This is a genomic window from Halosimplex carlsbadense 2-9-1 (assembly GCF_000337455.1).
Classification (GTDB): Archaea; Halobacteriota; Halobacteria; order Halobacteriales; family Haloarculaceae; genus Halosimplex; species Halosimplex carlsbadense.
In genome coordinates, this window is the sequence record NZ_AOIU01000013.1 from 180,934 (window position 1) to 204,761 (window position 23,828).

At 70.5% G+C, this 23,828-nt stretch carries 22 protein-coding genes and 1 pseudogene; 9 read left to right on the forward strand and 14 right to left on the reverse strand.

Annotated features, from left to right (window positions below):
* The first annotated feature begins 125 nt into the window (after positions 1-125).
* Positions 126-1,091 carry an NADPH:quinone reductase gene (locus C475_RS06490; RefSeq protein ID WP_006882993.1) on the forward strand — a complete coding sequence of 322 codons (966 nt, stop codon included), beginning with the start codon at positions 126-128 and terminating at the stop codon, positions 1,089-1,091.
* Between the two features lie 54 nt (positions 1,092-1,145).
* Here the strand turns inward: C475_RS06490 and ddh are convergent, their stop codons facing one another.
* Both ddh and C475_RS06500 read right to left on the reverse strand, forming a co-directional pair.
* Entirely contained in the window at positions 1,146-2,102 is a 957-nt protein-coding gene (gene ddh, locus C475_RS06495; protein WP_006882994.1) for a D-2-hydroxyacid dehydrogenase, read from the reverse strand.
* A 72-nt stretch (positions 2,103-2,174) separates the two neighbouring features.
* Positions 2,175-3,023, reverse strand: a complete 849-nt coding sequence (locus C475_RS06500) for a universal stress protein (protein WP_006882995.1) — start codon at positions 3,021-3,023, stop codon at positions 2,175-2,177.
* Positions 3,024-3,290: 267 nt separating this feature from the next.
* Between C475_RS06500 and C475_RS06505 the strand changes: the two genes are divergently transcribed.
* The gene (locus tag C475_RS06505) at positions 3,291-4,040 is read left to right on the forward strand and encodes an Lrp/AsnC family transcriptional regulator (RefSeq protein ID WP_006882996.1); all 750 of its coding nucleotides are present in this window, start codon (positions 3,291-3,293) and stop codon (positions 4,038-4,040) included.
* Positions 4,041-4,083: 43 nt separating this feature from the next.
* Here C475_RS06505 and C475_RS06510 read toward each other — a convergent pair whose 3' ends face one another.
* The 3 genes from C475_RS06510 to C475_RS06520 form a co-directional block, all read right to left on the reverse strand.
* The gene (locus C475_RS06510) at positions 4,084-5,286 is read right to left on the reverse strand and encodes an MFS transporter (RefSeq protein WP_006882997.1); all 1,203 of its coding nucleotides are present in this window, start codon (positions 5,284-5,286) and stop codon (positions 4,084-4,086) included.
* Positions 5,287-5,390: 104 nt separating this feature from the next.
* Positions 5,391-7,337: a PAS domain S-box protein gene (locus C475_RS06515; protein ID WP_006882998.1), complete on the reverse strand. Its 1,947-nt coding sequence runs from the start codon at positions 7,335-7,337 to the stop codon at positions 5,391-5,393.
* 117 nt (positions 7,338-7,454) lie between these two features.
* On the reverse strand, positions 7,455-8,240 hold the full coding sequence (locus tag C475_RS06520) for a DUF7260 family protein (RefSeq protein ID WP_006882999.1): 786 nt from the start codon (positions 8,238-8,240) through the stop codon (positions 7,455-7,457).
* A 196-nt stretch (positions 8,241-8,436) separates the two neighbouring features.
* Here C475_RS06520 and C475_RS06525 point away from each other — a divergent pair, with 196 nt between their 5' ends.
* Positions 8,437-9,018, forward strand: coding sequence for an NADPH-dependent FMN reductase (locus C475_RS06525; protein WP_006883000.1), 582 nt, complete (start codon positions 8,437-8,439; stop codon positions 9,016-9,018).
* 51 nt (positions 9,019-9,069) lie between these two features.
* Here the strand turns inward: C475_RS06525 and C475_RS06530 are convergent, their stop codons facing one another.
* The 3 genes from C475_RS06530 to C475_RS06540 all read right to left on the reverse strand — a co-directional run bounded on the left by C475_RS06530 (position 9,070) and on the right by C475_RS06540 (position 13,306).
* On the reverse strand, positions 9,070-9,981 hold the full coding sequence (locus C475_RS06530; protein WP_006883001.1) for a dihydrodipicolinate synthase family protein: 912 nt from the start codon (positions 9,979-9,981) through the stop codon (positions 9,070-9,072).
* Positions 9,982-10,065: 84 nt separating this feature from the next.
* Positions 10,066-11,007 carry a carbohydrate kinase family protein gene (locus C475_RS06535; protein WP_006883002.1) on the reverse strand — a complete coding sequence of 314 codons (942 nt, stop codon included), beginning with the start codon at positions 11,005-11,007 and terminating at the stop codon, positions 10,066-10,068.
* A 148-nt stretch (positions 11,008-11,155) separates the two neighbouring features.
* The gene (locus C475_RS06540) at positions 11,156-13,306 is read right to left on the reverse strand and encodes a periplasmic substrate-binding domain-containing protein (protein ID WP_006883003.1); all 2,151 of its coding nucleotides are present in this window, start codon (positions 13,304-13,306) and stop codon (positions 11,156-11,158) included.
* 530 nt (positions 13,307-13,836) lie between these two features.
* Here C475_RS06540 and C475_RS06545 point away from each other — a divergent pair.
* A pseudogene (locus C475_RS06545) lies at positions 13,837-13,956 on the forward strand (SDR family NAD(P)-dependent oxidoreductase); the annotation flags it as partial.
* A 38-nt stretch (positions 13,957-13,994) separates the two neighbouring features.
* On the opposite strand, the gene C475_RS06550 reads toward C475_RS06545, so the two are convergent.
* The gene (locus C475_RS06550) at positions 13,995-14,693 is read right to left on the reverse strand and encodes an RNA 2'-phosphotransferase (protein WP_006883005.1); all 699 of its coding nucleotides are present in this window, start codon (positions 14,691-14,693) and stop codon (positions 13,995-13,997) included.
* A 141-nt stretch (positions 14,694-14,834) separates the two neighbouring features.
* Between C475_RS06550 and C475_RS06555 the strand changes: the two genes are divergently transcribed.
* Complete coding sequence (locus C475_RS06555) at positions 14,835-15,005, forward strand: DUF5786 family protein (protein WP_006883006.1); 171 nt, start codon at positions 14,835-14,837, stop codon at positions 15,003-15,005.
* Positions 15,006-15,065: 60 nt separating this feature from the next.
* Here the strand turns inward: C475_RS06555 and C475_RS06560 are convergent, their stop codons facing one another.
* Positions 15,066-15,404, reverse strand: a complete 339-nt coding sequence (locus C475_RS06560; protein ID WP_006883007.1) for a DMT family transporter — start codon at positions 15,402-15,404, stop codon at positions 15,066-15,068.
* A 101-nt stretch (positions 15,405-15,505) separates the two neighbouring features.
* Here C475_RS06560 and C475_RS06565 point away from each other — a divergent pair, with 101 nt between their 5' ends.
* Together C475_RS06565 and C475_RS06570 are read left to right on the forward strand one after the other, a co-directional pair.
* On the forward strand, positions 15,506-16,324 hold the full coding sequence (locus tag C475_RS06565) for a TrmB family transcriptional regulator (RefSeq protein ID WP_006883008.1): 819 nt from the start codon (positions 15,506-15,508) through the stop codon (positions 16,322-16,324).
* Positions 16,325-16,430: 106 nt separating this feature from the next.
* Entirely contained in the window at positions 16,431-17,240 is an 810-nt protein-coding gene (locus C475_RS06570; RefSeq protein WP_006883009.1) for a GNAT family N-acetyltransferase, read from the forward strand.
* A 51-nt stretch (positions 17,241-17,291) separates the two neighbouring features.
* On the opposite strand, the gene C475_RS06575 is transcribed toward C475_RS06570, so the two are convergent.
* On the reverse strand, positions 17,292-17,744 hold the full coding sequence (locus C475_RS06575) for a hypothetical protein (protein WP_049930210.1): 453 nt from the start codon (positions 17,742-17,744) through the stop codon (positions 17,292-17,294).
* Positions 17,745-17,880: 136 nt separating this feature from the next.
* Between C475_RS06575 and C475_RS06580 the strand changes: the two genes are divergently transcribed.
* Together C475_RS06580 and C475_RS06585 are read left to right on the forward strand one after the other, a co-directional pair.
* Positions 17,881-18,237, forward strand: coding sequence for a hypothetical protein (locus C475_RS06580; RefSeq protein WP_006883011.1), 357 nt, complete (start codon positions 17,881-17,883; stop codon positions 18,235-18,237).
* Positions 18,234-19,943, forward strand: coding sequence for a hypothetical protein (locus C475_RS06585; protein WP_006883012.1), 1,710 nt, complete (start codon positions 18,234-18,236; stop codon positions 19,941-19,943). Before C475_RS06580 ends, C475_RS06585 begins: the two co-directional genes overlap by 4 nt.
* A gap of 39 nt (positions 19,944-19,982) precedes the next feature.
* Here C475_RS06585 and nadC read toward each other — a convergent pair whose 3' ends face one another.
* The 3 genes from nadC to nadA are packed head-to-tail and all read right to left on the reverse strand — an operon-like array spanning position 19,983 to position 23,518.
* Positions 19,983-20,819, reverse strand: a complete 837-nt coding sequence (gene nadC / locus C475_RS06590; RefSeq protein ID WP_006883013.1) for a carboxylating nicotinate-nucleotide diphosphorylase — start codon at positions 20,817-20,819, stop codon at positions 19,983-19,985.
* A gap of 18 nt (positions 20,820-20,837) precedes the next feature.
* A complete protein-coding gene (locus tag C475_RS06595; RefSeq protein ID WP_006883014.1) occupies positions 20,838-22,391 on the reverse strand; it encodes an L-aspartate oxidase in 1,554 nt (517 codons plus the stop codon).
* A 2-nt stretch (positions 22,392-22,393) separates the two neighbouring features.
* Positions 22,394-23,518 (reverse strand): quinolinate synthase NadA, encoded by a 1,125-nt coding sequence (nadA, locus tag C475_RS06600; protein ID WP_193366296.1) that lies wholly within the window; start codon positions 23,516-23,518, stop codon positions 22,394-22,396.
* Positions 23,519-23,828: the final 310 nt, after the last annotated feature.

Genomic DNA, 23,828 nt, shown 5'->3' on the forward strand with positions numbered 1-23,828 from the left:
CGAGCCATCTCGTCGTAGGGGCTGGAGACGGAAGTTCGCAGGGCCTCAGAGATTAGGTACTGCCCGGCGGGACCGAACGGTCGGCGCCGGGAGTTAACCGTCGGCGGCGCGTTCCTCCGATCGATATGCGCGCAGTCCGACTGCACGAACACGGTGGCCCCGAGGTCCTCGGGGTCGAGGAGACCGACCGTCCGACCCCCGAGTCGGACGAACTGCTCGTCGAGGTGGCGGCGGCCGGCGTCAACCCCGTCGACACCTACTTCCGGGACGGCTCGTACGAGCCCGTCGGCCGCCCGTTCACGCCGGGGGTCGACTTCGCGGGCGTCGTCGCCGCGACCGGCGACGGGGTCGAGGCGTTCGCCGAGGGCGACCGGGTGTTCGGAACCGGCATCGGCAACGCCGGCCACCAGGGCGCCTACGCCGAGTACGCGACCGTCCCCACCGACCGCGTCGTTCGTCTGCCCGACGGCGGGGACCTGACCGAGGCCGGCGCCGCGGGCGTCGCCGCGGTCACCGCCTGGCGCGCGCTGGTCGACCACGCCGACCTCGACCCGGCCGAACACTGCCTCGTCCACGGCGGTTCGGGCGGCGTCGGCCACGCCGCCGTCCAGATCGCAGACGCCGTCAGCGCCCGCGTGATCACCACCGCCAGCGAGGCGTACCACGACGACCTCGACGAGATGGGCGCCGAGACGGTGCTTGACTACGGCCGCGAGGACCTGGCCGACGCGGTCACCGAGGCCGCCGACAGCGGAGTCGACGCGGTGCTGGACCACCGGCTCGACGACTACTTGCAGTTCGACGCCGACGTGGCCGCCCAGGGCGCCCGCGTCGTCGGGATCGGCGAGAACAGCCCCGACCCGGGATTCACGAACGACGGAGCCGCCCGCTCGAAGGACGTGTCCTACCAGTTCATGTCGATGTTCAACATGCCGGACCTGCGGGTGGGGCTGGCCGGCGTCGCCGACCTGATGGCCCGCGACCGACTCTCGGTCGAGTGCGCCCGCAGCTACGACCTCGACGAGGCCGGCGAGGCCCAGCGCGCGGTCATGGAGGACAGCTTCTTCGGCAAGCTCGTGATCGAGCCCTGACGGCCGGGGACTCTCGGTTCCGCCGGCGGAATGGTACCGCGCCGACCGTCGAGTTCAGACCACGCGGTTGACCGGCTCGTCGCCCTCGGCGACCCGGCGGACGCTCTCTTCGACGATGGCGCCGACGTGGCGGTAGTAGTCGCGGGTGTAGGCCGCACAGTGGGGGGAGACGATCACGTCGTCGAGGTCCCACAGCGGCGAGTCGGCGGGGAGCGGTTCGGTCTCGAACACGTCCAGCGCCCCGCCGGCGATCTCGCCCTCCCGGAGCGCGTCGACCAGCGCCGGCTGGTCGACGACGCCGCCGCGGGCGACGTTGACCAGGTACGCCTCGTCGTCCATCGCGGCGAGCTCCTCGGCCCCGACGAGCCCGCGGGTCGCGTCGGTCAGCGGGACGGCGAGGACGACGAACCGCGCGTCGGCGACGGCGGTCCGGAGTTCGTCGACGGTGAACACCCGGTCGACGCCCGGTTCTGGGAGCGGGTCCCGGCGGACGCCGTCGACGTCGAGGCCGAGGCCGTCGAGTCGGTCGACGATCCCTCGACCGAGGCCGCCGAGACCGACGACACAGGCCCGCTCGCCCGCGACGGTCCAGGCCTCGTCCCAGTCGGGCCGGTCCCACTCGTTGTCGGCCTGGTTCGCGGCGTACTCGTGGACGCGCCGCGCGAGCGCGAGGACGAACCCCGCGACCGTCTCGCCGACGGCGTCGCCGTGGACCCCGGTGCTGTTCGTCAGGACGACGCCCGCCTCGCGGAACCGCTCGCGCGGGAACCGGTCGACCCCGGCCTGGATCGAGTGGACCCACTCCAGGTCGAGGAACGGCTCCCGGTGTTCGAGCGTGACGACAGCGTCGCAGTCGGCCAGCGACTCCGGCGAGCCGTCGACCGCGGTCACGTCGGCGGCCGCCCCCTCGGTCGCGTCCGTGTCCGCCGCGTCGGCGAGTCGGTCGACCAGTCGTTCCGGCGGGAACACCGCCGCGACCGATTCGTCGACGCCGATCCGGTCGAGTCGCATGGGCGCGGGTACGCGACGCTCGTGGGTAACTGTTTCTGCGAACCGCGGTCGGAACCGACCGCCCGGACCGCGCTACCGGATGGGGCCGTCGAACAGCGTCCGCTCGGGGTCGGAGCCGTGGCGGGCCATCACGACCGTGTTGTGAGCGTCCTCGCGCACGTCGGCCGCGGTCGACCCGAAGATGAGCCGGCGGAGCCGTCCGCTGGCCGGAGCGCCGATCACGGTCACGTCGTGGTACTCCGACTCGTCGACGATGGCGCCGGCCACGTCGTCCGCCTCGACGACGCGGGTGTCGACCTCGACGCCGGTCGCGCGCTCGCGGGCCGCTTCGAGGAGGGCGTCGGGGTCGGCGACCGAGTCGTCGGAATCACCGGTCTCGACGTGGACGAGTTCGAGCCACGCGTCGTTGGCGCGGGCGACCGCCGCCGCGGCGTCGACCGCCGCACCGGAGTGGGGACCGTCGGCGACCGGCACGAGGAGCGACGCGACCGACGCCAGCGGCGCCCGGTCGTTGACGACGACGGTGTCGCCGGCTATCCGTCCCGCGAGTTTCGACTCGCGGGGCTCCGTGACCTCGTCGCCGAGGACGACGACCCCGGCGTCGTAGGTGTCGGCGCCCGAAACGATGCCCTCCAGCACGCTCGATCCCGCCAGCGGGACGGCCTGAACGTGTACGTCCAGCGCGCAGTCGGTCTGGGCCCTGAAGACCGTCTTCGCGAGGTCGCGACTCGCGTCGAAAGAGGGCTCGCCGGCCACGTCGTCGAGGGCGCCGACGACCAGTTCGGCGTCGGTGCCCTGCGCGACGCTGGCTCCGATGTGGATCACGGCCTCCGACTCCGACCCGAACACCGGGTAGAGCACGCGCCGAGGCGACGGCTCGCTCGTCTGGCCCCACTCCGCGCTGTCTGGCCGATCGGTCATTGCCTGCCGTTCCAGATAGAGGCATATATCAGTTCTTGTCTAGCTTTCCCGTAATACCTCCCACCGTATCCTACGCCATCGCCAGAAAAGTTGCATTTCGTATATGATCGGCGAACCGATCCGCGGGCGGGGCCGGACGCGGGACCGCGATCGAGACGGCGGTGGTGCGGTGGCTGACGACCGACGGCGGTCCGACCGACGGAGGTCCGACCGACGACGGCCGCGTCGACCCGAAACAGTTTGGGCCGGGCCGCGGTAGGCGACGGTATGGGCTACCGGCTGGACGAGATAGACAAGCGGGTCCTCTATCACCTGGCGCGCGACGCCCGGAACACGTCGGCGCCGGACGTGGCCGACGAGGTCAACGTCTCTCCGGGCACGATCCGCAATCGCATCGCGCAGTTGGAAGACCGGGGGATCATCGAGGGGTACCACGCCGACATCGACTACGAGCGCGCGGAGGGCATGCTGACCAACCGGTTCAAGTGTACGACCGGGGCGGCCGACCGCGGGAAACTCGCAAAGCGGGTGCTGCAGATCCCCGGCGTGGTCAACGTCCGCGAGATCATGACCGGCAGGGACGACCTGGAGGTCGTGGCGGTGGGCCACGACACGGAAGACCTGACCCGCATCGGCGACGCCATCCTCGAACTCGGCGTCGACATCGAGGACCAGGACATCGTCAAGCGCGAGCACTTCAGTCCCTACCGGCCCTACGGCCCGGCAGACACCCGACGGGCGCCCTCGATCACCGACTTCATGAGCCTCACCGGCGACGCCGAGGTCGTCGAGTTGACCGTCGACGAGGACGCGCCGATCACCGGGCGCTCGCTCCGGGCGGCAAACGCCGACGACCTGCTCGACGAGGGCCTGCTCGTCGTCGCCATCGAGCGCGACGGTGAGGTGGTGACCCCCCACGGCGAGACGACCATCGAGGCGGGCGACCTCGTGACCGTCTTCGTCCGGAGCGGCCAGGGCGACCGCCTCGAATCCGCGTTCGCCGCCCGCGAGCGGTGAGCCCCTCGGACGAACCCGCCGGTCGGCCCTGCTTCGCGACCGCTCACGACCCGGTCGGCAGCCGCCCGGCGCGGGCGAGCGCGAACATCCCGACCGCGACGAGTCCGACGACCACGGCGTACCCGCGGAAGACGCCGTCGTAGGGAATTCCGAACTGGTAGAACGCGCCGACGGCGACGCCGCCGGGGGCCTGCATCAGCATCATGACGGCGCTGTAGCCCGAGTAGGCGCTGGCGCGGTTCTCGTCGGGCAGCGAGTCCAGCAGGTAGGCGTCCGCGACCGGGAACAGACCGTGGACGATCAGGCTCATGACGATAGAGACGGCGGCGACGGCGACCCACGAGGAGACGAGCGTGAGCGCGAACAGGGTGAGGACGAATCCGCCGAGGACGCCGAGCAGGACGGGGAGGTAGTCGAAGCGGTCGGCCAGGCGGCCGGCGACGACGAACGACGGGACGCCGGCGGCGAAGGTGATCGTCAGCAGGGTGTTGGCGGGGCCGGCCTCGAAGCCCTTCGCGCCGAGGTAGGTGACGTAGAAGTTGAACACGCCCTGCCAGACGAAGCCGGTGACGCCGACGAAGACGACGCCCGCGGCGACGAGGTGCCACTGGGCGCGGATCCCCGCCAGCAGATCGCGGTCGTCGACGCCGGCGTCGGGGAGGTCGGCACGGCGGACCGCGAGGACGAAGACGGCGGTGACGACGACGGCGAGGACGGCCAGCGCGCGAAAGGAGAGCCGCCAGGAGCCCCTGGCGATGGCGACCGAGACGAGGAACGGAGCGGCGACGGCGGCGATCTGCGAGGACATCCCGCGCAGGCCGACCGCCAGACCCACCCGGTCGGGGTAGAGTTCGCTGACGAGCGGGTTGGCGGCGATGAAGAACACGCCGGAGGCGAGGCCGACCAACAGCGCGCCGGCGACGGTGACGCGAATCGACGGCGAGAACGCCGTGAACGCGGCCGCGGCGGCGAGGAAGACACCCATCCCGGTGAGGACGCGATGGCGCGAGACGACGGTGAGCAGATAGCCCGTCGGCAGCCGCGGGAGCGCGCTCCCGACCCAGACGGCGGTGGCGGCCAGGCCGGCCGTGGCCGGACTGACGCCAGTGCGGATGAAGTAGTCGACCAGCGGCGCGAAGGCGATCCGGCCGAAGTTCACCAGGAAGGAGAACGCGCAGATGGAGACGAACACGCCGGCGCGGCCGCGGGGCTTCGCGGTCGCGCCCGAACCGTCGCTGGTGGTCACGGTCTTCGGTCGCGGCCGCTGTCGGTTTAACCCCCCGCTCGCGGCCAAAGGTTCCCGTTTGCGGTGCGGTGACGAACGGCTCGGGGCCCGACGGTCGGAGCGGCCTATCGGAAGAGGAGCGTCGGCGGTCGGGCGACCTCATCGACCGGGGTCTCCTCGTCGATACCGGGGAGGCGGACGCGCGCGACGGTACCGCCGTCGTCGGCCGGTCCGACCTGGAACGACCCGCCGTAGCGCGTGACGACCCAGTTGACCAGCCACAGCCCCAGCCCGGAGCCGTGTTCGAGCGCCGTCTCCCGACCGTGCTCGACGACCGCCGACTCCATCGCGTCGATCCCCGGCCCGTCGTCGGTGACGGTGAGTTCGACCCAGTCCCCGTCGTCGACGGCGGCGACCTCGACGCGCGGTTCCGACCCCGCGGGGCCGTGTTCGAGCGCGTTCTCGACGAGTTCGGCGAGCGCCCGCCGGAGTTCGATACCCGCGCAGAGGTCCCGGTCGGTCTCGACGGCGGTTTCGACGGTCGCGGGCCGGGATCGGTCGCGGGCGTCGTCGACGGCGCCGGACACGATCTCGGCCGCGTCGAGGCGTTCGTGGACGGGGTCGCGCCGGGCGAGCTCCTCCAGGTCGCGGGCCTTGTCGCTCAGCGCGACCAGTCTCTCGGCGCTGTCCTCGATCCGCGCGCCGAGATCCGCCACGTCGTGCTCGCCCGTCCGGAGCATCTCGCCGAACGCCATGAACGGGGTGATGTCGTTCCCGAGGTTGTGCCTGAGCACGCGGTTGAGCAGCGCCCGGAGCCGTTCGGCGCGCTTGCGCTCGGTAACGTCGTCCTGAAAGCCCAGGAAGTGGGTGACCGTTCCGGCGTCGTTCTCGATGGGGTAGAGCTGGACGCGGTTCCAGAACGGACTCCCGTCGGCACGGTAGTTCACGATCTCCGTCGAGACGGGCTCGTGCGCCTCGATCCCCGCCCTGAGTGTCGCCACGGTCTCGGGGTCGGTGGCCTCGCCCTGAAGGAACCGGCAGTTTCGCCCGAGCAGTTCCTCGGGGTCGTAGCCCGTCACGCGACCGAACCCCTCGTTCACGTAGACGAGCGGGCGCTCGGGGTCGGTGCCGTCGACGAGCGAGATGCCGATCTCGGCCTCGTCCATCGCGCGGTTCTTGATCCGCAGTTCCCGCTCGCGCTCCTTCCGGGCGGACACGTCCCGACCGACGCCCTGGGCGCCGACGACCTCGCCGCCGTCGCGGATCGGCGTCGCGTTCACTTCGAGCGCGACCGTGTTCCCGTCGGTGTCCAGAAACGCGAGTTCCCGCTGTTCGACGGCCTCGCCGTCGAGGACCGACGAGAGCGCCGCCGCCGCACCCTCGACCGAGGACTCGTGGACGTGGTCGGTGATCGCCGCTCCCACGAGCGCGTCGGGGTCGTACCCGAGGACGCGCTCGACCGCGGCCGAGGCGTAGGTGAACGCTCCGGCAGGATCCACCCGGAAGAGGACGTCGAAGCTGTTCTCGGCGATCCCCTCGAACCGCTGTTTCTCCCGGGCCAGCCGGTCGGCGCGGCCGCGCAGCTCCCGCTCGTGGTCACGGCGTTCGATCGACTGCCCGACCAGCTTGGCCAGCAGTTCGACGAACAGCTGTTCGGCCTCCGAAAACGGCACGTCCCGCTCCGGCTCGTCCGCGAAACAGACGGTCCCGTAGACCCCGTCGTCGAGTTCGATTCGCGCCCCGACGTACGTCCCGAACTCGAAGGTCCGCAGCGCCCGCTCGGAGACGAGCGAGGACGACCCCGCGTGCTGGACGGCCAGCGACCCCTCGACCTCGACGGTCCGCCTGCAGTAGGCTCGGTCGAGCGGGCAGGTCTCCCCGGTCCGGATCAGGTCGTGGTCGCCGACGGACTGGACGATCTCCTGAACCCCGTCGTCGACGCGCGTGAGAAACCCGACATCGAGCGAGAGGTAGTCGGTCCCCAGCGCGAGCGCGTCGGCGACCTGTGAATCCAGGTCGTCGGCGCCGGCGAAGGCCTCGTAGAGGGATTCCCGATATCCGCTCGCGTTCATTCCATCCGCTACGACCGACGCCGACTTATCCCCTTTGACGCGAATCTCACCGCTGGATCTGGCGGCGTGCGTACCCGGTTCCGGGTCTCGAACCGGAGATACGGACCCGGCCGAATATCACTGCAGACAGCGCGTCCGGAGGTCACGAACCCGTTCGAGACAGCCGGCGACGGCCGCCAGCGCAGGACACCGCCGCTCGCGGTCGCCGTAGAGGAAGCTGACGAGACTCACCCCGTCGACGCCGGAGAGGGGGACGGCGGGACGCCCGTGGACGAGTCGCTGGCGTTCGTCGGCCAGGTCGGCGCAGGTCGATTCGGCGTCGGCCAGCCCCTCGTCGAGGCGGGTCAGTCGCTCGGAGTCGGCGCCGTCGAGTTCGGCGGCGATCTCGTCGAGTTCCCGCTGGCAGGCCGCGAGGTCGTCGCCGACGGCCGTCAGCGAGTCGCGTTCGCGTTCGAGAGAGCGACGGAACCGCGAGCGTTCGTCGACGGCGCGGTCGGCCGCGGCAGCGAGTGCGCGGTATAACGGCGGCGTCAGCCGCGTGCCGTCGACGACCTGCGCGGCCACGTCGGCGCCCCACTCGGCGGCGACGTTCGCCCGGAGCGTATCGTCGTATTCGGCCTCGAAGTGCGGCACTGCCATCACGGTCTCGCGGTAGGCCGTCCTGACGGTCCGGAGTCCGGCGCCGGCCCGCGGCTCCGACCGCGTCGCGGCGAGCGCGGGACCGCCCCCGCCGAGTCCGGCCGCCATCGCGCTCCCGTCGCTCTCCGCCGGCCGCCACGGCTCGACCTTCGAGAGGCGTGCGCGGAAGCGGTCGAACGCCGCCCGCTCGTCCGTGATGTACTCGATCTCCCGGTCTACGGTCCCGACGGCGTCGGCGATCCGCTCGGGTGGTGTGTCCGTCATGTGTCCAGGCGTAGGGGGATCTGCCCGCCAGCCGGTGTAACCGGTTGCTATGTGGGGCACGTAGGGCTCCCGACGACTATGTAGCAGCGCTGGCGGGGCTGCGTTGTAGCGGTCCCGACGGGACGAGACCTGTCCGCGTCGCTACCAAAACGGCGTTCAGCGAACCTTTATTCGGTCGGTACGTCGATACACGTACATGACCCGCCCCGACGTGGTCGCCGTCTGCGGCAGTCGCCGCGAGGGCAGTTACACCCGCCGGGCCCTCCGGATCGCGCTCGATGCGGCCGCCGAGGCCGGTGCCGACACCGAGTTGCTCGACCTGCGAACGATCGACCTGCCGCCGTTCGATCCCGACGCCGACGAGGGCGAAGCGGTGACCGAGTTCAAGCGGCGCGTCCGCGCGGCCGACGCCGTGATCCTCGGCTCGCCGGTGTATCACGGCTCGTACTCGGCGACGCTGAAGGACGCGCTGGACTACTGCGGCAAAGACGAGTTCACCGACGCGACGGTCGGCCTGCTCGCGACCGCCGGCGGCGGCAGCTACGCGAGCACGTTCGACCACCTCCGCACCGTGGTCCGGTCGGTCCACGGCTGGACGGTCCCCACCCAGGTCGGCATCCGCGGCGCCTACGACAAGTTCGACGGCCCCGACGTGGCCGAACCCGGCCTCGAAGACCGGATCCGACAGCTCGGCCGCGAGGTCGCCGCCAACGCCGACGTCGAGCCCGCGGCCCGCCGCGAACGGGGCGTCGCGGCCGCCGCCGACTGCGACGACTAACTCCGCCGAGCGGCGACCGAACGCGCCGAGCGGCGACCGCGGTCGGGCGCTCTAGATCAGGTCCAGCGTCCGCAGCGTCCGTTCCAGCTGCACTTCCTCCTCCTCGCTCATCCGCTGGAGCGGCCGCCGCATCGGGCCGGGGTCGAAGTCGACCTCGGGGTGGAGGTCGAGCGCGGACTTGACGCCGCCGAGATACGGCCCCTGGTCGATGGCCTTCCACACGTCGAACACGCGGCTCTGCAGTTCGCGGGCGCGGGTTTCGTCCCCGTCGACGTAGGACTCGTAGAGCTCGACGGTCATCTCCGGGAAGACGTTTGAGACGGCGCTCACGAGTCCGGTACAGCCGATCTCCAGTTCGGCGAACAACAGCGAGTCGAGGCCGGCGAGGTAGGTGAGTTCGGGGTGGCGGTCGATGGCCTGGCCGAGCCACGCCACGTCGCCGCTGGAGTCCTTGACGCCGACGATCCCGTCGATGGCCGCCAGCCGGTCCAGCGTGTCCAGGTCGAGCTTGTTGCCCATCCGGGCGGGGAAGTGGTAGATGTACACCGGGATGTCGACGGCGTCGGTGACTTCCTCGTAGTGTTCGACGATCGCGTCGTTGTCGATCGGGTAGTAGTAAGGGATGCCGACGACGACGGCGTCGGCCCCCGCCTCGGCGGCGTCGAGCGAATAGGAGACAGTGTTGCGGGTACTGGGTGCGCTGACACCGGCGATCACGGGCACTTCCTCGCCAACCTCGTCGACGACGCATTCGATGACCGCGGCCCGCTCGTCGGGCTTGAGCATCGGAAACTCCCCGTTGGTCCCCAGCGGAAAGACGCCGTGGACGCCCCGATCGACCACGAACCGCGCGTGAGCGGCCGTCGCCTCCAGCGCCAGCTCCTCTTCGTCGGTGAAGGCGGTGATCGTCGGCGGGATCACCCCGTGTATCGATACGTCGTGTGTCGGGCCTGTGTTCGCCATCTGTCGATCACTGCACGACCCGCGGATATGAAGGTGTCGCCACAGGTCAGTACTGACACCGTTCGAGAACCGCGAGCGAGCGGCTTACACGACGGAATCGGGGTTCGGGAGGTCGGCCATCCCGCCGGCGCGGGCGGTCGAAGCGGCGGCGACGGCGTTCCCGCGTTCGAGGACGCTGCCCAGATCGCGCTCGCCGCCGGCCAGCGCGTCGAGGACGCCGGCGGTGAAGGCGTCGCCGGCGCCGGTGGTATCGACGACGTCGACTGGGTAGCCGCCGTGGGACGCTTCGGCGGGTCCCCAGGGGGCGTCGGCGGTCGCCCGGGCCGCGGCGCCCTCCTCGCCCAGCGTCAGGAAGACGGTGTGGGGGCCGCGCTCGTGGAGTTGCGGTGCGACGGCGTCGATGTCCCCCGTGTCGCCGTCGATCCCGGCCGGGCCCAGGTCCTCCGGGGAGGCCTTGACCGCGTCGACCGCGGGCAGTATCCGGTCGACCTCCGCGGCGAAGTCGGCGTCGCCCCACAGCTCGGGGCGGGCGTTCAGGTCGAAGACGACGCGACAGTCGCGGGCGTTCGCGCGGTCGACGAGGTCGTGGACGGCTCGGCGGGCGGGGTCGCTGGCGAGGGGAACGCTGCCGACGACGACCCACCCGACGGCGTCGAGGGCGTCGTCGGGGACGCGACCGGGTTCGAGGCGGGTGTCGGCGGTGTCGTCGCGGTAGAAGGTGAATCGGGGACCGCTCGTCGAATCGCCGCTGACGAACGCGAGCGTGGTCTTGGCCGACGGGTCGCGTTCAACGAAGCGGCCGGGGACGCCGCGGTCGGCGAGCGTCTCGGCCAGAAAGTCACCGAACGGGTCGCTCCCGACGCGGGTCCAGAACCAGGCGGGGCGGTCGAGCTGGGCGAGCCGGACGGCGACGTTGGCGGGAGCGCCGCCCGGTCGACGGGCGAACGCCTCGGTGCCCGCGAGGGGCGTGTCGCTCTCGGGCAGGAAGTCGACCAGTGTCTCGCCGGCGACGAGCACGTCGGGCATGGCCACGGCTACCGGGCCGACGAGGAAAAATCGCGAGGGTCGACGGCAGATCGGCGCCGTCGCGGTTCGGCGAGGCGGGTCGGTACGCGAGACGGTCAGCGCCGCCGCAGTTCGGCGAATCGGTGCGCGGGGCGGCCCGGGGAGCCCGTCACTCGGGCGGTTCGAACTCGGTGTCGGTGCTGGCCTGCGTGAGGCCGGTCAAGGTGGTACCGATCGGCATGTTGACGTTGCGGGCGTAGTCGAGGGCGCGGGCGCCGTCGCCCGGCCACTCGAAGTCGCGGACGTTGCCCCACGTCCCGGACAGCGACTGGGCGAACACGAAGTCCGGGAGGTAGTAGTTGTAGTACTGCGCGCAGGTGCGGTACAGCTCCAGGACCTCCTCCTGGGACGCGCCGGGCTCGCGGATCGCCTGGACGACCTCGAACATGTCGACCTCGCGGCCGTTCTCGAGGTCGGGGTTGATGCCGGCCTCGTCGGGGGCCTCGATGGAGCCGACCTCCTCGGGTAGCTGGACGTGGACGGGCTTGTTCTGGGTGTCGCGGTCGTCCTCCTCGGTGAGGCGGAAGACGCTGCCGGCGGTGGGACTGCCGCCCAGCAGGGCCTCGCCCCACCAGGCGCCGCGGTCGTTGTACTTGCCGAAGATGGTGGCGGTGTCCGACCAGAACAGCGACGTGTCGTAGTTCAGCCCGCTGCCTTCCGGGTTGAGGCTGTCCGACCAGTTCGAGAAGCCGGGCGTCGAGAAGTTGACGCCGAAGCCCCAGTTGGAGAGGTTCGCCCGGATGGTCTGAGCGGCCTGGACGTAGCTGTTGTTGCCCGACTGGGCCGTGAGGTCGATCGTCGCGGCGTTGCCGTTGGGATCGACCCACTGGCCGCCCTGCTTGCTGTAGCCAGCGTTCTGCATGTACTGGTTCGCCGTCTCGACGTTCCGCTCCCGAGAGTAGGTGTGGAGGCTGTTCAGGAACTCCTCGGAGAAGGTCGCCTCGTTCTCCGAGTCCATCAGGAACGTGTCGTAGGAGGTCGTCTGGCCGGTCTCCTGGCCCCAGCCGTTGGCGACGACGGCGTTCCAGTCGACCGCCTCGACGAGCGCGCGACGCACCCACAGCCGCTGGAGGTGCGGGTTGTGCCAGTTCATCAGCCACTGGGTGCCCAGCGTGGCGTTGAGCCACCGCGTCAGCTCCTGCATGTGGTCGGGGAGCATCTCGCGGGTGAAGTCCGAACTCGGCGTGACGGCGCCGCCGTTGAAGTCGATCGCGCCGTTCGACGCGAGCGTCTGTCGCCGGCTCGCGTCCGCCCAGAAGATCTCGACGTTCTCGACGTTGGTGTGGCCGGCGTTGGGGTGGTCGTCGTCCTTGCGGAGGACCATCGACTCCGAACCAACGTCGTCCATGGTCTCGAGGACGTACATCCCCGACCCCCAGCCCTCGCCCTCCTCGGAGACGATGCGCTGCAGCGAGACGCGGTCGCTCGCCAGGTCGTCGCTGACCGACGAAACCTCGTCGGCCGAGGAGGCGTCCCGGAACTGCTCGACGTAGGCGTCCGTGAAGTCGGTGTGCAGCGGCGGATTGAACAGCAGGCCCTTGGCCTCGGCTTCGAGGATGGGCTTGGCGACGGGGTTGGGCTCCTGTTCGGGGGCGTTCCCCTTGTCGAACCAGCCGTGGCGGGTCCACTGGTCCTCGGCTTCCTCGTTGAACGTGGCGCCCTCGGTGTACTTGTTGCCGTTGAAGAACCAGGCGGTGTGGTTGTGCTGGACCAGCGTCGGCGCGTCGTAGGGGTCGCCGTTCCAGAACGTCGCCCGGTCGTCGAGGTGGTGGCGCCAGTCGTAGGGCTCATCGACGGTCCACTCCTCGATCCACGTCATCAGCTCGACTTCCTCGTGGTCGGGCTTGTGCGGGGTCGGCACCGTCGTTCCGCTGTAGGCGTTAGTCTTGGTGTGGACGTTGTTGAGCCCGTTCAGCTCGGACATCCAGTTGTCGCCGTAGGTGTTGTCCTGGGGCGTCCAGGGGTTCCAGTTGAACACGTCCGGCGAGTTGTTGACCGCCACGCGGACCGTATCGGTGACCGCCTGCCGATCCGTGGCGGTCTCGCTCGCGCCGTCCTCCGATTGCGTCGGCGTCGCGTCGCCACCGTCTCCCCCGGCGTCGGTCTGCGTGTCCGCGTCCCCACCGCCACCGTCGGTCGGCGTGCTCTCGCCGCTCCCACTCGGGCATCCCGCCAGGCCCGCCGCACCCAGGCCCGCGAGTATCTGTGCGTACTGTCGTCGTGACAGGTCCGAGCCACTGCCATTGTGATCTCGTGGCATACCACACAGGTCTAGCGACTCGTATATAATGGTTGTCCACGTTATCGTTACAGATTCCGGCTCGCTAAATCCGAACGCGCCAGAATACGCCGGAAACGTGCTATCGAACCCGTGGAGCGGCACAGTTATATCAAAATATCGCTCTCGATTCTGTTTGACAATAAAGAACACACCACATGACACGAGGCTGACTATCGCGCCGAACGGAACGGGGCGTCGGACCGCAGCGACGGGATGCGCCGGTTTGGACGGGCACCGATAGCGGGACGGCACGGGCTTCGGGTCGACCGGCCGACCGCTCCCCGACGGGTCGAACCGAGGTTCCCCTCCACGGAACGGCCAGGGATGTTTCCAGCATCACTGGAACTGGCTCGGAGACCGAGACGAAGCGTACGTCGGTCTAACGGGGTACGACCGCGTCACATCGGGCAGTAGCGGCTGATTCACCAGTGGTGGATCGTGACGACGTGGCATCGAAGCGGGAGGCTCCGACGGACACGCACCTGCCGGTCCGACCGGAACGGGGTGCTATGGGAACGACCGACTTCGAGTTCGTTGGCGAGACGGCGCTGGTCACCGGCGGGAGTTCGGGTATCGGCCGGGCGCTCGCGTTGGCGTTCGCCGACGCCGGGGCGAGCGTCCTCGTGAGCCCGGGATGAGCCGTTCGGGCGGCCGGTTCCGTCCCGACTCACTCCGACAGCAGCGACAGGAACGCCGGCGGCACGCGCTCGGTCGTATAGGTCGCCCGACCGCGGCGGGTGATCTCGCGGCCCTCGGCGGCCATCCGGGCGGCGTCGACGTCGAACAGGACGGGGTCGGCCGCGTGCCGTGCGCCGACGCGGCGCGCCTCCGCGACGGTGCCCGAGAGGTGGACCAGCTGGCGCGACATCGGTTTCAGCCCCTCCGCGCGGATGGCGTCGACGTTGTCGGGCGCGGTGCCGTGGTAGAGCGTGTCCGGGACCGGACCGTCGTTGGAGTCGAGATCCACGTCCACCGAGTGACCGTAGGCCGCGCGGACGCGGTCGTCCGGCCAGTCTCCGGCGGAACCGCCCGGTTCCGCTCGGTCCGTCCCACCGCCCGCCCGGGACCCGCCGGTGCGCTCGAAGCGGCCGTTCGGGTCGGTCGCGACGACGGCGGCGACGGCCTCGCGGTCCGCCCAGCCGTACTGCCGTTCGGCCGCGGCGACCAAGTCGTCGAAGGCCGTCCAGCCCGCCCCGTCCAGCGCCAGGCCGGCGTCGTCCGGAAAGTGCCGGAGCGCGCCCGACAGGTACTTCGAGAGCCGGCGGCGGCGCTCGCCGTCGAGGACCGGGCGGCCGGCGCCGTCGCAGACCGGACAGCCCTCGGCCTCGAAGTAGCCGTGGTCGTCACAGGTGCGAACGTCGGTCATCGGGCTCGGGTTCGGCGCTCGACGGGAAAACACGTTCGGCGGTGATGCCGGACGGCACCTCGACGTGGGGGCCGCTGGCACGCCCCAGTGGCGTTCACGACCGCACGGTTTTTCACCCCGATCCTACTAGGTGGCTCTACAATGGGCTTTGGGAGCTACGACGAATCCGAACAGGAGAACCAGAGCGGGGACGCCGACTACGACGAGGACGACGCGGTCAACGTCCACGAACACGACCACGAGGGAGAGGTTTCCGTCGAAGGCGCCGACGAGGCCGACGAACTCGTCGACCGGCTGCAGGACATGAAGTAAGGGCGCGAACCGACCCCGTCCGTCCGCGCGGACCGCAGCGACGACCACGCCTCCACCGGTTCAGTGGGCCGGAGCGTACGCGTCCGAGAACGCGCTCAACACGGCGACGCCGGCGACGACGAGGGCCATCCCGGCGACTCCGGCCGCGTCGAGATTTTCTTCGAAGAGGACCACGCCGACCAGCGCCGTCGCCACGATGCCGACACCGGCCCACGTGGCGTAGACGAGGCCGACAGGCAACTCCTCCAGCGTCAGCCCGAGCAGGTAGAACGAGCCGACGTAGCCGACGACGACGACGGCGGTCGGACCCAGCGCCGAGAAGCCGTCGCTGGCTTTCAGCGCGGTCGTCCCGGTCACTTCCGCGGCGATGGCGAGCACGAGCGTCAGGTACGGGCGCATAGGCGGAGCGACCCCCGCGACCGGCAAATCGGTTGTCGAACCCGCCGCCACTTCCTGTCCGTTTCCGAGAACTTTAGTCGGTTCCGCGCCCACCGCCGGGTATGTCGGACTTGGGGGAGCTTGGGCTGTCGAGCTACGAGGAGAAGGGCTACCGGACGCTGCTGTCGCTCGGGTCGGCGACCGCCCAGGAAGTCTCCGAGGCCAGCGGCGTCCCGATGGGTCGGATCTACGACGTGCTGAACGGCCTCGACGCCCGCGACATCGTGACCGCCCAGTCGACCGAGCCGACGCGGTACGCGGCGGTCGACCCGGAGACGGCGGTCGACCGGCTGCTGGCCGAGCGCCGGCGGGAACTGGACGCCCGCGAGGCCCGGTACGAGGAGATCGCCGAAGGGATCGGCCCGGAACTGGCGGCGACGACGCCCGCCGAGAGCCGCTTCTGGACGGCACCGCTGGGCAGCGACGTCGCCGTCTCGTTAGAGCGGGACCTGTTCGCGACCGCGGGGGAGACGATCCGCTCGGCGATGAGCTACCCCTACGCCGCGGCGCCGTGGGACCGCTACGAGCCGGAGGTCGACCCGTTCTACGAGACGGTCGACGACGGCGTCGACGTGCGGATGCTCGGTCACGCGGCGATGCTGGAGGCGGCGCCGCCCGGGGCCCTCGACGACACCGTCGACGCGCCGGCGAACGTCTCCGTGCGCGTCACGACCGATCTGGAGACGACCTTCGACGTGGTCGACGGCAACGAGGTGACCTTCCACGTCCCCCACCCCCTGGAGCGCGGCGAGCGCCTGGGCGTGATCCACGTCCGCGACGAGTCGATGGCCGGCCGGCTGGCCGCGGTGTTCGACCGCGCGTGGGCGGCGGCGACGCCGCTGTCCGCCGTCGTCGAAGACGAGGTACCGCCTGGGGAGTGATGGGGCCCGGTCGGGGAGTGACGGGGCCCCGGTCGGGGAGTGAGGACGGCGCCGCTCCCGGCGGCGGCCCGCACCTACTTACTGCTGGCACGACTAGTCGGTGGTGATGTCGGTTCCGGACGAGATCGACCTCTCTGGCGGCCGCAAGCGCGTCTATCGGTTCGTCGAGCGCCACGGTCCCGTCGAGCCCAGCGCGGTCGCCGAGACCGTCGGCGTCGACCCCGAGTCCTTCCAGCACCACCTCTCGATACTGAAGCGCGACGACCTCGTCGAGGTCGATTCCGAGGGACGACTGCGGGCGCGGCTCCAGTCGGGCGAGGCCGAGGAGTTCGAGGAGGCGGGCGTCGCCTACACCGTCCGCCCCGCACGACCGGCGGACTTCTCGGGCGTCGTCGGCGTCATCCGCGAGGTCACCGAGGACGGACGGTACATCACCGCCGAGACCGTCGCCGAGGAGATCGCCTACGAGGAGACGCTCGCGCGGCGCACGCCGACGGAGTGTCGCGTCGTCTTCGTCGCGACCGTCGCCGAGGAGGTCGTCGGCTGGTGTCACGTCCGCGGCCAGGAGCAGGCCAAACTCCGCGGGACCGCCGAGTGTACCGTCGGCGTGCTAGAGGGGTATCGCCGCCACGGCATCGGCAGCCACCTCCTCCGGCGCGGCGTCGAGTGGGCCGCCTCGCGGGGCTGTCGGAAGGTGTACAACAGCCTGCCGGCCACGAACGCCGCCGCCATCGACTTCCTCGAACGCAACCGCTGGCGGATCGAAGCCGTCCGCGAGGACCACTACGAGATCNGTACAACAGCCTGCCGGCCACGAACGCCGCCGCCATCGACTTCCTCGAACGCAACCGCTGGCGGATCGAAGCCGTCCGCGAGGACCACTACGAGATCGACGGCGAACTGGTCGACGAAGTGATGCTCGCCCGCCGACTCGACGAGTGAGACACCGAACGAAGTCGACCGCCGCTCACTCGTCCCAGTCGTCGCTGGACCACGCGCCCTCGTCGTCCTCGACCGACGACTCGCCGGCCCGCGGGAGGACTCGCGACAGCACCACGTACTCCGCCATCGCCAGCGTGAGCGCGGCCGCGACCGGGAGGAGGACGCTCTCGAAGACGAACAGCAGCGCGAGGACGACGACGCCGCTCCCGCCGAGTGCGTAGCCCGCGGCGCCGGGGTGGAAACTCCGCGCGAGGTTCCGGTGAGCGTCGCGGACGTAGCTCTCGTCGGCCCGCCGGATCGTGTAGGGCACCGTGTAGAAGATACCGACGCCCGAGAGCGCGCCGACGAGGACGCCGACGGCGATCCGGTCGAACAGCAGGATGGTCACGTACGCGAGCATCCCGAAGGTGACGACCCCGGCGGCGCCGCCGACCAGTCCGGGCGATATCGGGATCTCGTCCATCGTCGACTCTGACATGTCAGAATCGTCGCGCCCCTGGGCGATAAACGATGGGGCCGGCGGCCGTCCGTCGCGGTCGCCGGCACCGCGACTCGTCGTTCACTTTCACCGTGGCAGGCCGACATTTAAGTCGACCCCGGATCCGTATCGAACGATGACATTTTGGACACGAGTTACGTTCGATCCCGGCGAACGGTCGGTCGACGAGGTCGAGGGACAGCTCCGGACGGCGCGGGACGACCCGGAGACGGAGCGACGCGACGGGGCGGTGGTCTGGAAAGCCCGGGAGGAAGTCGAGGGCGACACGCTGACGGACCTGGGTGTCGAGGCCGAGCGTGCGCTGGTGATCGACGCCAACGACACGGCGATGGCTGGGGACGGGACCCTCTACGAGTTCGTCGACGGGGCGTACGTGCCCGTCGACGCGATGAACGGCGGGGAGATCTACCTCGGCCGAGACGTGGTCGCCTACGTCCAGCGCGAGCACGGCTTCGTGGGGGTCGAACGATGAGTAACGGGGACTCGATCGACCCGCTCGTCGCGTTCGCCCGCCGGTTCGGGGCACCGGCGGACCGCACGGACGCGGCGGAACTCGTCGAAGCCCTCGGCGAGGGTGAAGCGCCGACGGACGGATTCGCCGACGCGCTGGCGGCGACGGTCGCGGACCTCGACGCCGAGGACGAGAACCGCCGGCGGGCGGCCGCGCGGACGCTCTACGAGGTCGCGGGCGTCGCGCCGGGACCGGTGTGCGAACGGGGCACCGAACTCGTCGCCGCGCTCGACGACCCCGCGGCGCGGCCGTACGTCGCGGGCGCGCTCACGACCGCGCTCGAAGCTCGCGGGAGTCTCGGGACGCTCGTCGAGGACCTCAGCGCCGACGCGGGCGGGCCGTCGCCGTCCGCCGCGGCTGTCCGGTATCTCTCGTGGATCGCCAAGTCGGACGACCGGACGGCGGCGGCCGCCGAGTCGGCGGTCACGGAGGCGCTGACGGCCGACGACCCCGCGGTCCGCGAACACGCGAGTCGCTTCTTCGCGGTCGCCTGGGAGCATCGCGTCGCGGGGCGCGAGGCCGCACCGGCCCTGCTCGACCTCACCGGCGATCCGAACCCGAAGACGCGAGCGCACGCGCTCACCGCGGTCGCCCACCGGGTCTTCGCCGACCGCGACGCCGGGGAGTCACCGCTGGTCGACCCGAGTGGGGTCGTCGCGGCGGCCGACGAGCACCTGGCCGACGAGGACCGCGTCCGGTTCAACGCGGTCGCGGCCCTCTCGGAGTCCCAACACCGCGTCGAGGAGGCGGGAACGCGGTACTGGTCGGACTACGCCGACCCGGAACTGGCGAGCGGCGTCGTCGCGACCCTGGTCGACTGTCTGGCCGAGGAGTCCGAGGCGCTTCGGGAGCGCGTCGCCCGTGTCATCGAGGACGTCGCCGATTCGTCGCCCGAACTGCTCGCCGAGCACGCCGACATGCTCGTCGACTACGGCTGGAACGGGAACCGTCCCGGCTGGGGCCGCGTACGGCGGGCCGTCGTAGACGTGTCGGCGGCCCATCCGGCGGCGTTCGTCCCGTACGCCGCCGAGTTCGTCGACCGAGTCGGGACCGAGCCGGCTCGCGACACGATCCTCGTCACCGGGAACATCGCCCTCGCGGACTCCGAGGCGGTCGCCGAGGCCGTCGAGGTGTTCGTCGACCGGTTTACCGCTCCCGTGAGCCCGACCGACAGGCGGCCCGTCGGCCGGGCGCTCGCGTCGTTCGGCCGGGCCGACTCCGACGCGGTCCCCGACTGGGTCGAACCGCTGGCTACGGCCGCCGAGGCCGACGACCGCGAGCGTCGCCGGCTCGCACGGCGGAACCCGATCCAGGCGATCGCGGCGACGGACCCGGACGCCGCCGGACGGGTCCTGGAGACGGTGTGTTCGCGGGTGGACGAACCGGACCCCGTCGCCCAGCTCGTGGTCCTCTCGGGTGTCGCCGACGTGGCGCCCGACGCGGCCGAACCGGGCGTCGAAACCCTGGCAGCACTCGTCCGGGACGCCGACACGACCGCGGCGGCCAGTGCCGTCGAGACGCTCTACGGACTCGTCGACGCCGACGACGCCGGCGAGCTGCTCGAACCCGCGCGGGACCCGGTCGACCGCCGACGGGACGCGTTCGACGAACGGGTCCGGAGCCGCGCGGACGCTATCGTCGAAGCAGTCGATGAGACCGACCGGTGAACCGGCGAGGACGGAGCACGACGGCACACCCCGGGCCGATCACCCGGTCCGGAAGGAGAGGTCGAGCGTCGGCGCCGAGTGGGTCAGACTCCCCATCGAGATCACGTCGACGCCGGTCGCGGCGTAGCCGGGCACGGTCTCGACGGTGATGCCGCCCGAGGCTTCCGCGAGCACTTCCCGGCCGATCTCGGCGGCGATCTCTCGGAGCAGCTCGACCGCCTCCGCGGTGGTCTCGGGGTCCATGTTGTCCAGCAGGACGATGTCCGCGCCGGCCTCGGCGGCCCGCGGAGCCTGCTCGACCGTCTCGACCTCGACCTCGATCTTGGTCGCGAACGAGGCGCGCTCGCGGAACTGTTCGACCGCCGATTCGAGGCCCATCTCGGCGACGTGGTTGTCCTTGACCATCACCATGTGCGAGAGGTCCAGCCGGTGGGTGTCGCCGCCGCCGGCGACGACCGCTCGCTTCTCGACGCCGCGGAGTCCCGGCGTGGTCTTGCGGGTGCCGGCGATTCGCGGTGCGTCGCCGTCCGGGGCGCCCTCGGCTGCGGCATCGACGGCCCGCCGCGTCTTCGTCGCGATCCCGGAGGCGTGACCGGTGATGTTGACGGCCACGCGCTCGCCGCGCAGGACCTCGCGAGCGGGACCGTCGACTTCGAGGACGGTGTCGCCGGCGTCGATCCGGTCGCCCGCGGACGCGCTGTCGACGACCGCGACGCCGAGGTACTCGAAGACGGCACGGGCGGCCTCCAGACCGGCGACGACGCCGCCCTCCTTGGCGACGAGCCGACCGGTCGTCTCGCCGGGGACCTGATTCGTCACGTCGTGGTGGCCCACGTCTTCGCGGAGCCACTGTTCGATTTTGGAGTCGGGGATCATTGCGGGTCGAACGCCCCCTCAGTCCGCCTGCGTTTTCGCCGGTTCCTCGACGAGGTTGTGCGTCCCCACCGACTCCCCGTTCTCGGCGGCCGCGCGGGTGACGAGCAGCGCCGTCACGGAGGCGTGGCGGAGTTCGTACAGCGACCGCGCGGTGCGCGTGCGGACGTAGGCGTCGACCTCGCCCTTCAGTCGCCGGAGGACGGCCTGGGCCCGGCCCAGGTCGTCGGGACTCCGACGGAGCCCGACGTACTCGTCCATCGTGCGGCGCAGGCGGTGGAACTTCTCGCGGGCGAAGTTGTCGGGCAGCGCGGGGTCGCGGTCGAGCAACTCGGGCGCCTCGACGACCTCGGGGTCGTAGTCGGACGCGTCCTCGCCCGCCCGGAGGCCCCAGACGAGCCCCTCCAGCAGGGACGTGGAGGCCAGCCGATTCGCGCCGTGGACGCCCGTCCGGGAGCACTCCCCGACGGCGTAGAGCCGATCGAGGGAGGTCCGGCCGCGGGTGTCGACGTCGACGCCGCCACAGAGGAAGTGCTCGGCGGGCCCGACCGGGATGCCGGACTCCCAGTCGACGCCCCGCTCGTCGCACTTCGCCGCGAGGCCGGGGAACTCGCCCTCGAAGTCGAGGGGAGACACGTCGAGGACGACCTCACCGGTGGCGTCGATCTCCGTCTGGACGGCCCGGGCGACCACGTCGCGGGGCGCCAGTTCGGCGTCGTCGTGATACTCGGGCATGAACCGCTCGCCCGCCGCGTTCAGGAGGCGGGCGCCCTCGCCGCGGACGGCCTCGCTGACGAGGAAGGGGCCGTCGCCCTCGGCGTCGCTCCCCGGATACACCGTCGGGTGGAACTGGACGTACTCCATGTCCGCCACGTCCGCGCCGGCGAGCGCGGCCATGGCGACACCGTCGCCGGTCGAGCCGTCGGGGTTGGTCGACCGCGAGTACAGGTCGCCGATGCCGCCGGTCGCCAGCACCGTCGCGCCGGCGAAAGTGGGCGTGACCTCGTCCTCGTGTTCCAGCAGCGCGCCGTGGACCCGGCCCTCGTGGGAGACGAGTTCGAGCGCCGCGGTGTCGTCGCGGACGGTCACGTCGTCGTGGTCGTCGAGGTAGTTGAGGAACGGCACGTGGATCGCCTTGCCGGTCGAGGCGTCGACGTGGAGGATGCGCGGCTCGTCGTGGGCGGCCTCGCGACCGAAGTCCCAGTCGTCGCCGTCCGCGGTCTCGGCCCCACCGTTCGTGTCGAAGTCGACGCCGAGCGTGTCGACGAGCACGTCGGAGACGGCGTCGTTGGCCCCGTCGACGAGCACGTCGACGGCGTCGGGGTCGGCCGTGTCGGCGCTGGCGGTCAGGATGTCGTCCTTGAACTGCTCGGGATCGTCGCGGGAGACGGCGATGCCGCCCTGAGCCCACCACGAAGACGCCCCTTCCGGCCGGGTGGCCTTCGTCGCGACGGTCACGTCACACCCCTCCCGGGCCGCACCGAGCGCCGCCGCGAGCCCGGCGATACCCGAACCGACCACGAGCACGTCCGTCGTCCGGTAGTCGTCGTAGTCCTCTAGCTGTTGCTCGCTCATGCTCAGATCTCCAGCATGCGGTCGAGCGCGACCTGCGCGAGTTCCTTCTCCTCGGGCGCGACCTCGATGACGTTGCGCTCGCGGCCCTCGACCAGCTCTTCGAGTACCCACGTCAGGTAGTTGGGGTCGATCTGGCGCATCGCGTTGCAGTCCATGCAGGCGTCGCCACACAGCGGCAGCACCTCCACCTCGGGGTGCCAGCGGTCGAGGTGCTTGGCGAGGTGGATCTCCGTGCCGATGGCCCAGGTATCGCCGGGCTCGGCGTTCTCGACGGTCTCACAGATGGTCGAGGTGGAACCGACTACGTCCGCCGCCTCGACGACCTCGCGGCGACACTCGGGGTGGACGACGACGTTCGCGTCCGGGCGCCGTTCGCGCAGGTCCTCGATGTGGCTCTCGCTGAAGCGCTCGTGGACCTGACAGTAGCCGTCCCAGAGGACGATGTCGTTTGCGACGACCTCGCTGGCCGCTTTGCCCTCGGGGTCCCACGGGTCCCACTCGGCGATCTCGTCCTCCATCCCGAGTCGGTAGGCGGTGTTCTCTCCGAGGTGCTTGTCGGGGAGAAAGAGGACCTTGTCGCCCTTCTCGAAGGCGTACTCGAAGGCCTTGTGGGCGTTCGAGGAGGTACAGACCAGCCCGCCCTGCTCGGCGCAGAAGGCCTTGAGGTCCGCGTAGCTGTTCATGTAGGTGATCGGGATGATCTCCTCGTCGGGCGCGGCGCCGGTGATCTCGGCCCACGCGGCGTCGACCTGCAGCGCTTCGGCCATCCCGGCCATCGGACACGACGCCTCCATGCTCGGGAGGATGACGCTCTGGGAGTCGTCGGTGATGATGTCGGCCGATTCGGCCATGAACGTCACCCCGCCGAAGATGACGTAGTCGGCGTCGGCGTTGGCCGCCTCCTTGCTGAGCTGGTAGGAGTCACCGACGAAGTCGGCGTGTTCGACGATCTCGCGGCGCTGATAGTTGTGGCCGAGGATGACCACGTCGTCGCCGAGTTCCGCCAGCGCGGCCTCGATGCGTTCGGTGCGTTCGGCCTCCTCCAGGTCGCGATAGGCCGGCGGCAGCTGTTCTAAGTTGTCGTACTTGAAGAGACTCAAGTCGGTCTCGAACTGCGCTGTTTCCATTTCCGGCACGGGTGGTCACTTGGGTTGCCGATTCTATGGACTGGCGTATTGAAAAGGTTTTGTCTTCAATACCTCCAACCGGTGGCTCGTTCGGTTGGATCGGCCGGTTCGACGGTGTATCGGAGACAGTTTCCGGGATTGTTAGTTAGTGGTGTTTGTTATCACTACACAATCCCAGGAGCGGTGTGGGCCGAACCGTTCGGCAACACCCCGGTCGTCGTCCCTGACAACGGAGACGTGAGACGGTGGAATTTATACACGGACGGGCAGGTAGTGAGGACCAGTGAACCGTCGCCGGGCGCTGAAAAGT

Bases quoted from the DNA above. Each gene is read 5' to 3' on its own strand.
- C475_RS06490 (WP_006882993.1), top strand. From the start codon at position 126: ATGCGCGCAGTCCGACTGCACGAACACGGTGGCCCCGAGGTCCTCGGG.
- ddh (WP_006882994.1), bottom strand. From the start codon at position 2,102: ATGCGACTCGACCGGATCGGCGTCGACGAATCGGTCGCGGCGGTGTTC.
- C475_RS06500 (WP_006882995.1), bottom strand. From the start codon at position 3,023: ATGACCGATCGGCCAGACAGCGCGGAGTGGGGCCAGACGAGCGAGCCG.
- C475_RS06505 (WP_006882996.1), top strand. From the start codon at position 3,291: ATGGGCTACCGGCTGGACGAGATAGACAAGCGGGTCCTCTATCACCTG.
- C475_RS06515 (WP_006882998.1), bottom strand. From the start codon at position 7,337: ATGAACGCGAGCGGATATCGGGAATCCCTCTACGAGGCCTTCGCCGGC.
- C475_RS06520 (WP_006882999.1), bottom strand. From the start codon at position 8,240: ATGACGGACACACCACCCGAGCGGATCGCCGACGCCGTCGGGACCGTA.
- C475_RS06525 (WP_006883000.1), top strand. From the start codon at position 8,437: ATGACCCGCCCCGACGTGGTCGCCGTCTGCGGCAGTCGCCGCGAGGGC.
- C475_RS06530 (WP_006883001.1), bottom strand. From the start codon at position 9,981: ATGGCGAACACAGGCCCGACACACGACGTATCGATACACGGGGTGATC.
- C475_RS06535 (WP_006883002.1), bottom strand. From the start codon at position 11,007: ATGCCCGACGTGCTCGTCGCCGGCGAGACACTGGTCGACTTCCTGCCC.
- C475_RS06540 (WP_006883003.1), bottom strand. From the start codon at position 13,306: ATGCCACGAGATCACAATGGCAGTGGCTCGGACCTGTCACGACGACAG.
- C475_RS06550 (WP_006883005.1), bottom strand. From the start codon at position 14,693: ATGACCGACGTTCGCACCTGTGACGACCACGGCTACTTCGAGGCCGAG.
- C475_RS06555 (WP_006883006.1), top strand. From the start codon at position 14,835: ATGGGCTTTGGGAGCTACGACGAATCCGAACAGGAGAACCAGAGCGGG.
- C475_RS06560 (WP_006883007.1), bottom strand. From the start codon at position 15,404: ATGCGCCCGTACCTGACGCTCGTGCTCGCCATCGCCGCGGAAGTGACC.
- C475_RS06565 (WP_006883008.1), top strand. From the start codon at position 15,506: ATGTCGGACTTGGGGGAGCTTGGGCTGTCGAGCTACGAGGAGAAGGGC.
- C475_RS06575 (WP_049930210.1), bottom strand. From the start codon at position 17,744: ATGTCAGAGTCGACGATGGACGAGATCCCGATATCGCCCGGACTGGTC.
- C475_RS06580 (WP_006883011.1), top strand. From the start codon at position 17,881: ATGACATTTTGGACACGAGTTACGTTCGATCCCGGCGAACGGTCGGTC.
- C475_RS06585 (WP_006883012.1), top strand. From the start codon at position 18,234: ATGAGTAACGGGGACTCGATCGACCCGCTCGTCGCGTTCGCCCGCCGG.
- nadC (WP_006883013.1), bottom strand. From the start codon at position 20,819: ATGATCCCCGACTCCAAAATCGAACAGTGGCTCCGCGAAGACGTGGGC.
- C475_RS06595 (WP_006883014.1), bottom strand. From the start codon at position 22,391: ATGAGCGAGCAACAGCTAGAGGACTACGACGACTACCGGACGACGGAC.
- nadA (WP_193366296.1), bottom strand. From the start codon at position 23,518: ATGGAAACAGCGCAGTTCGAGACCGACTTGAGTCTCTTCAAGTACGAC.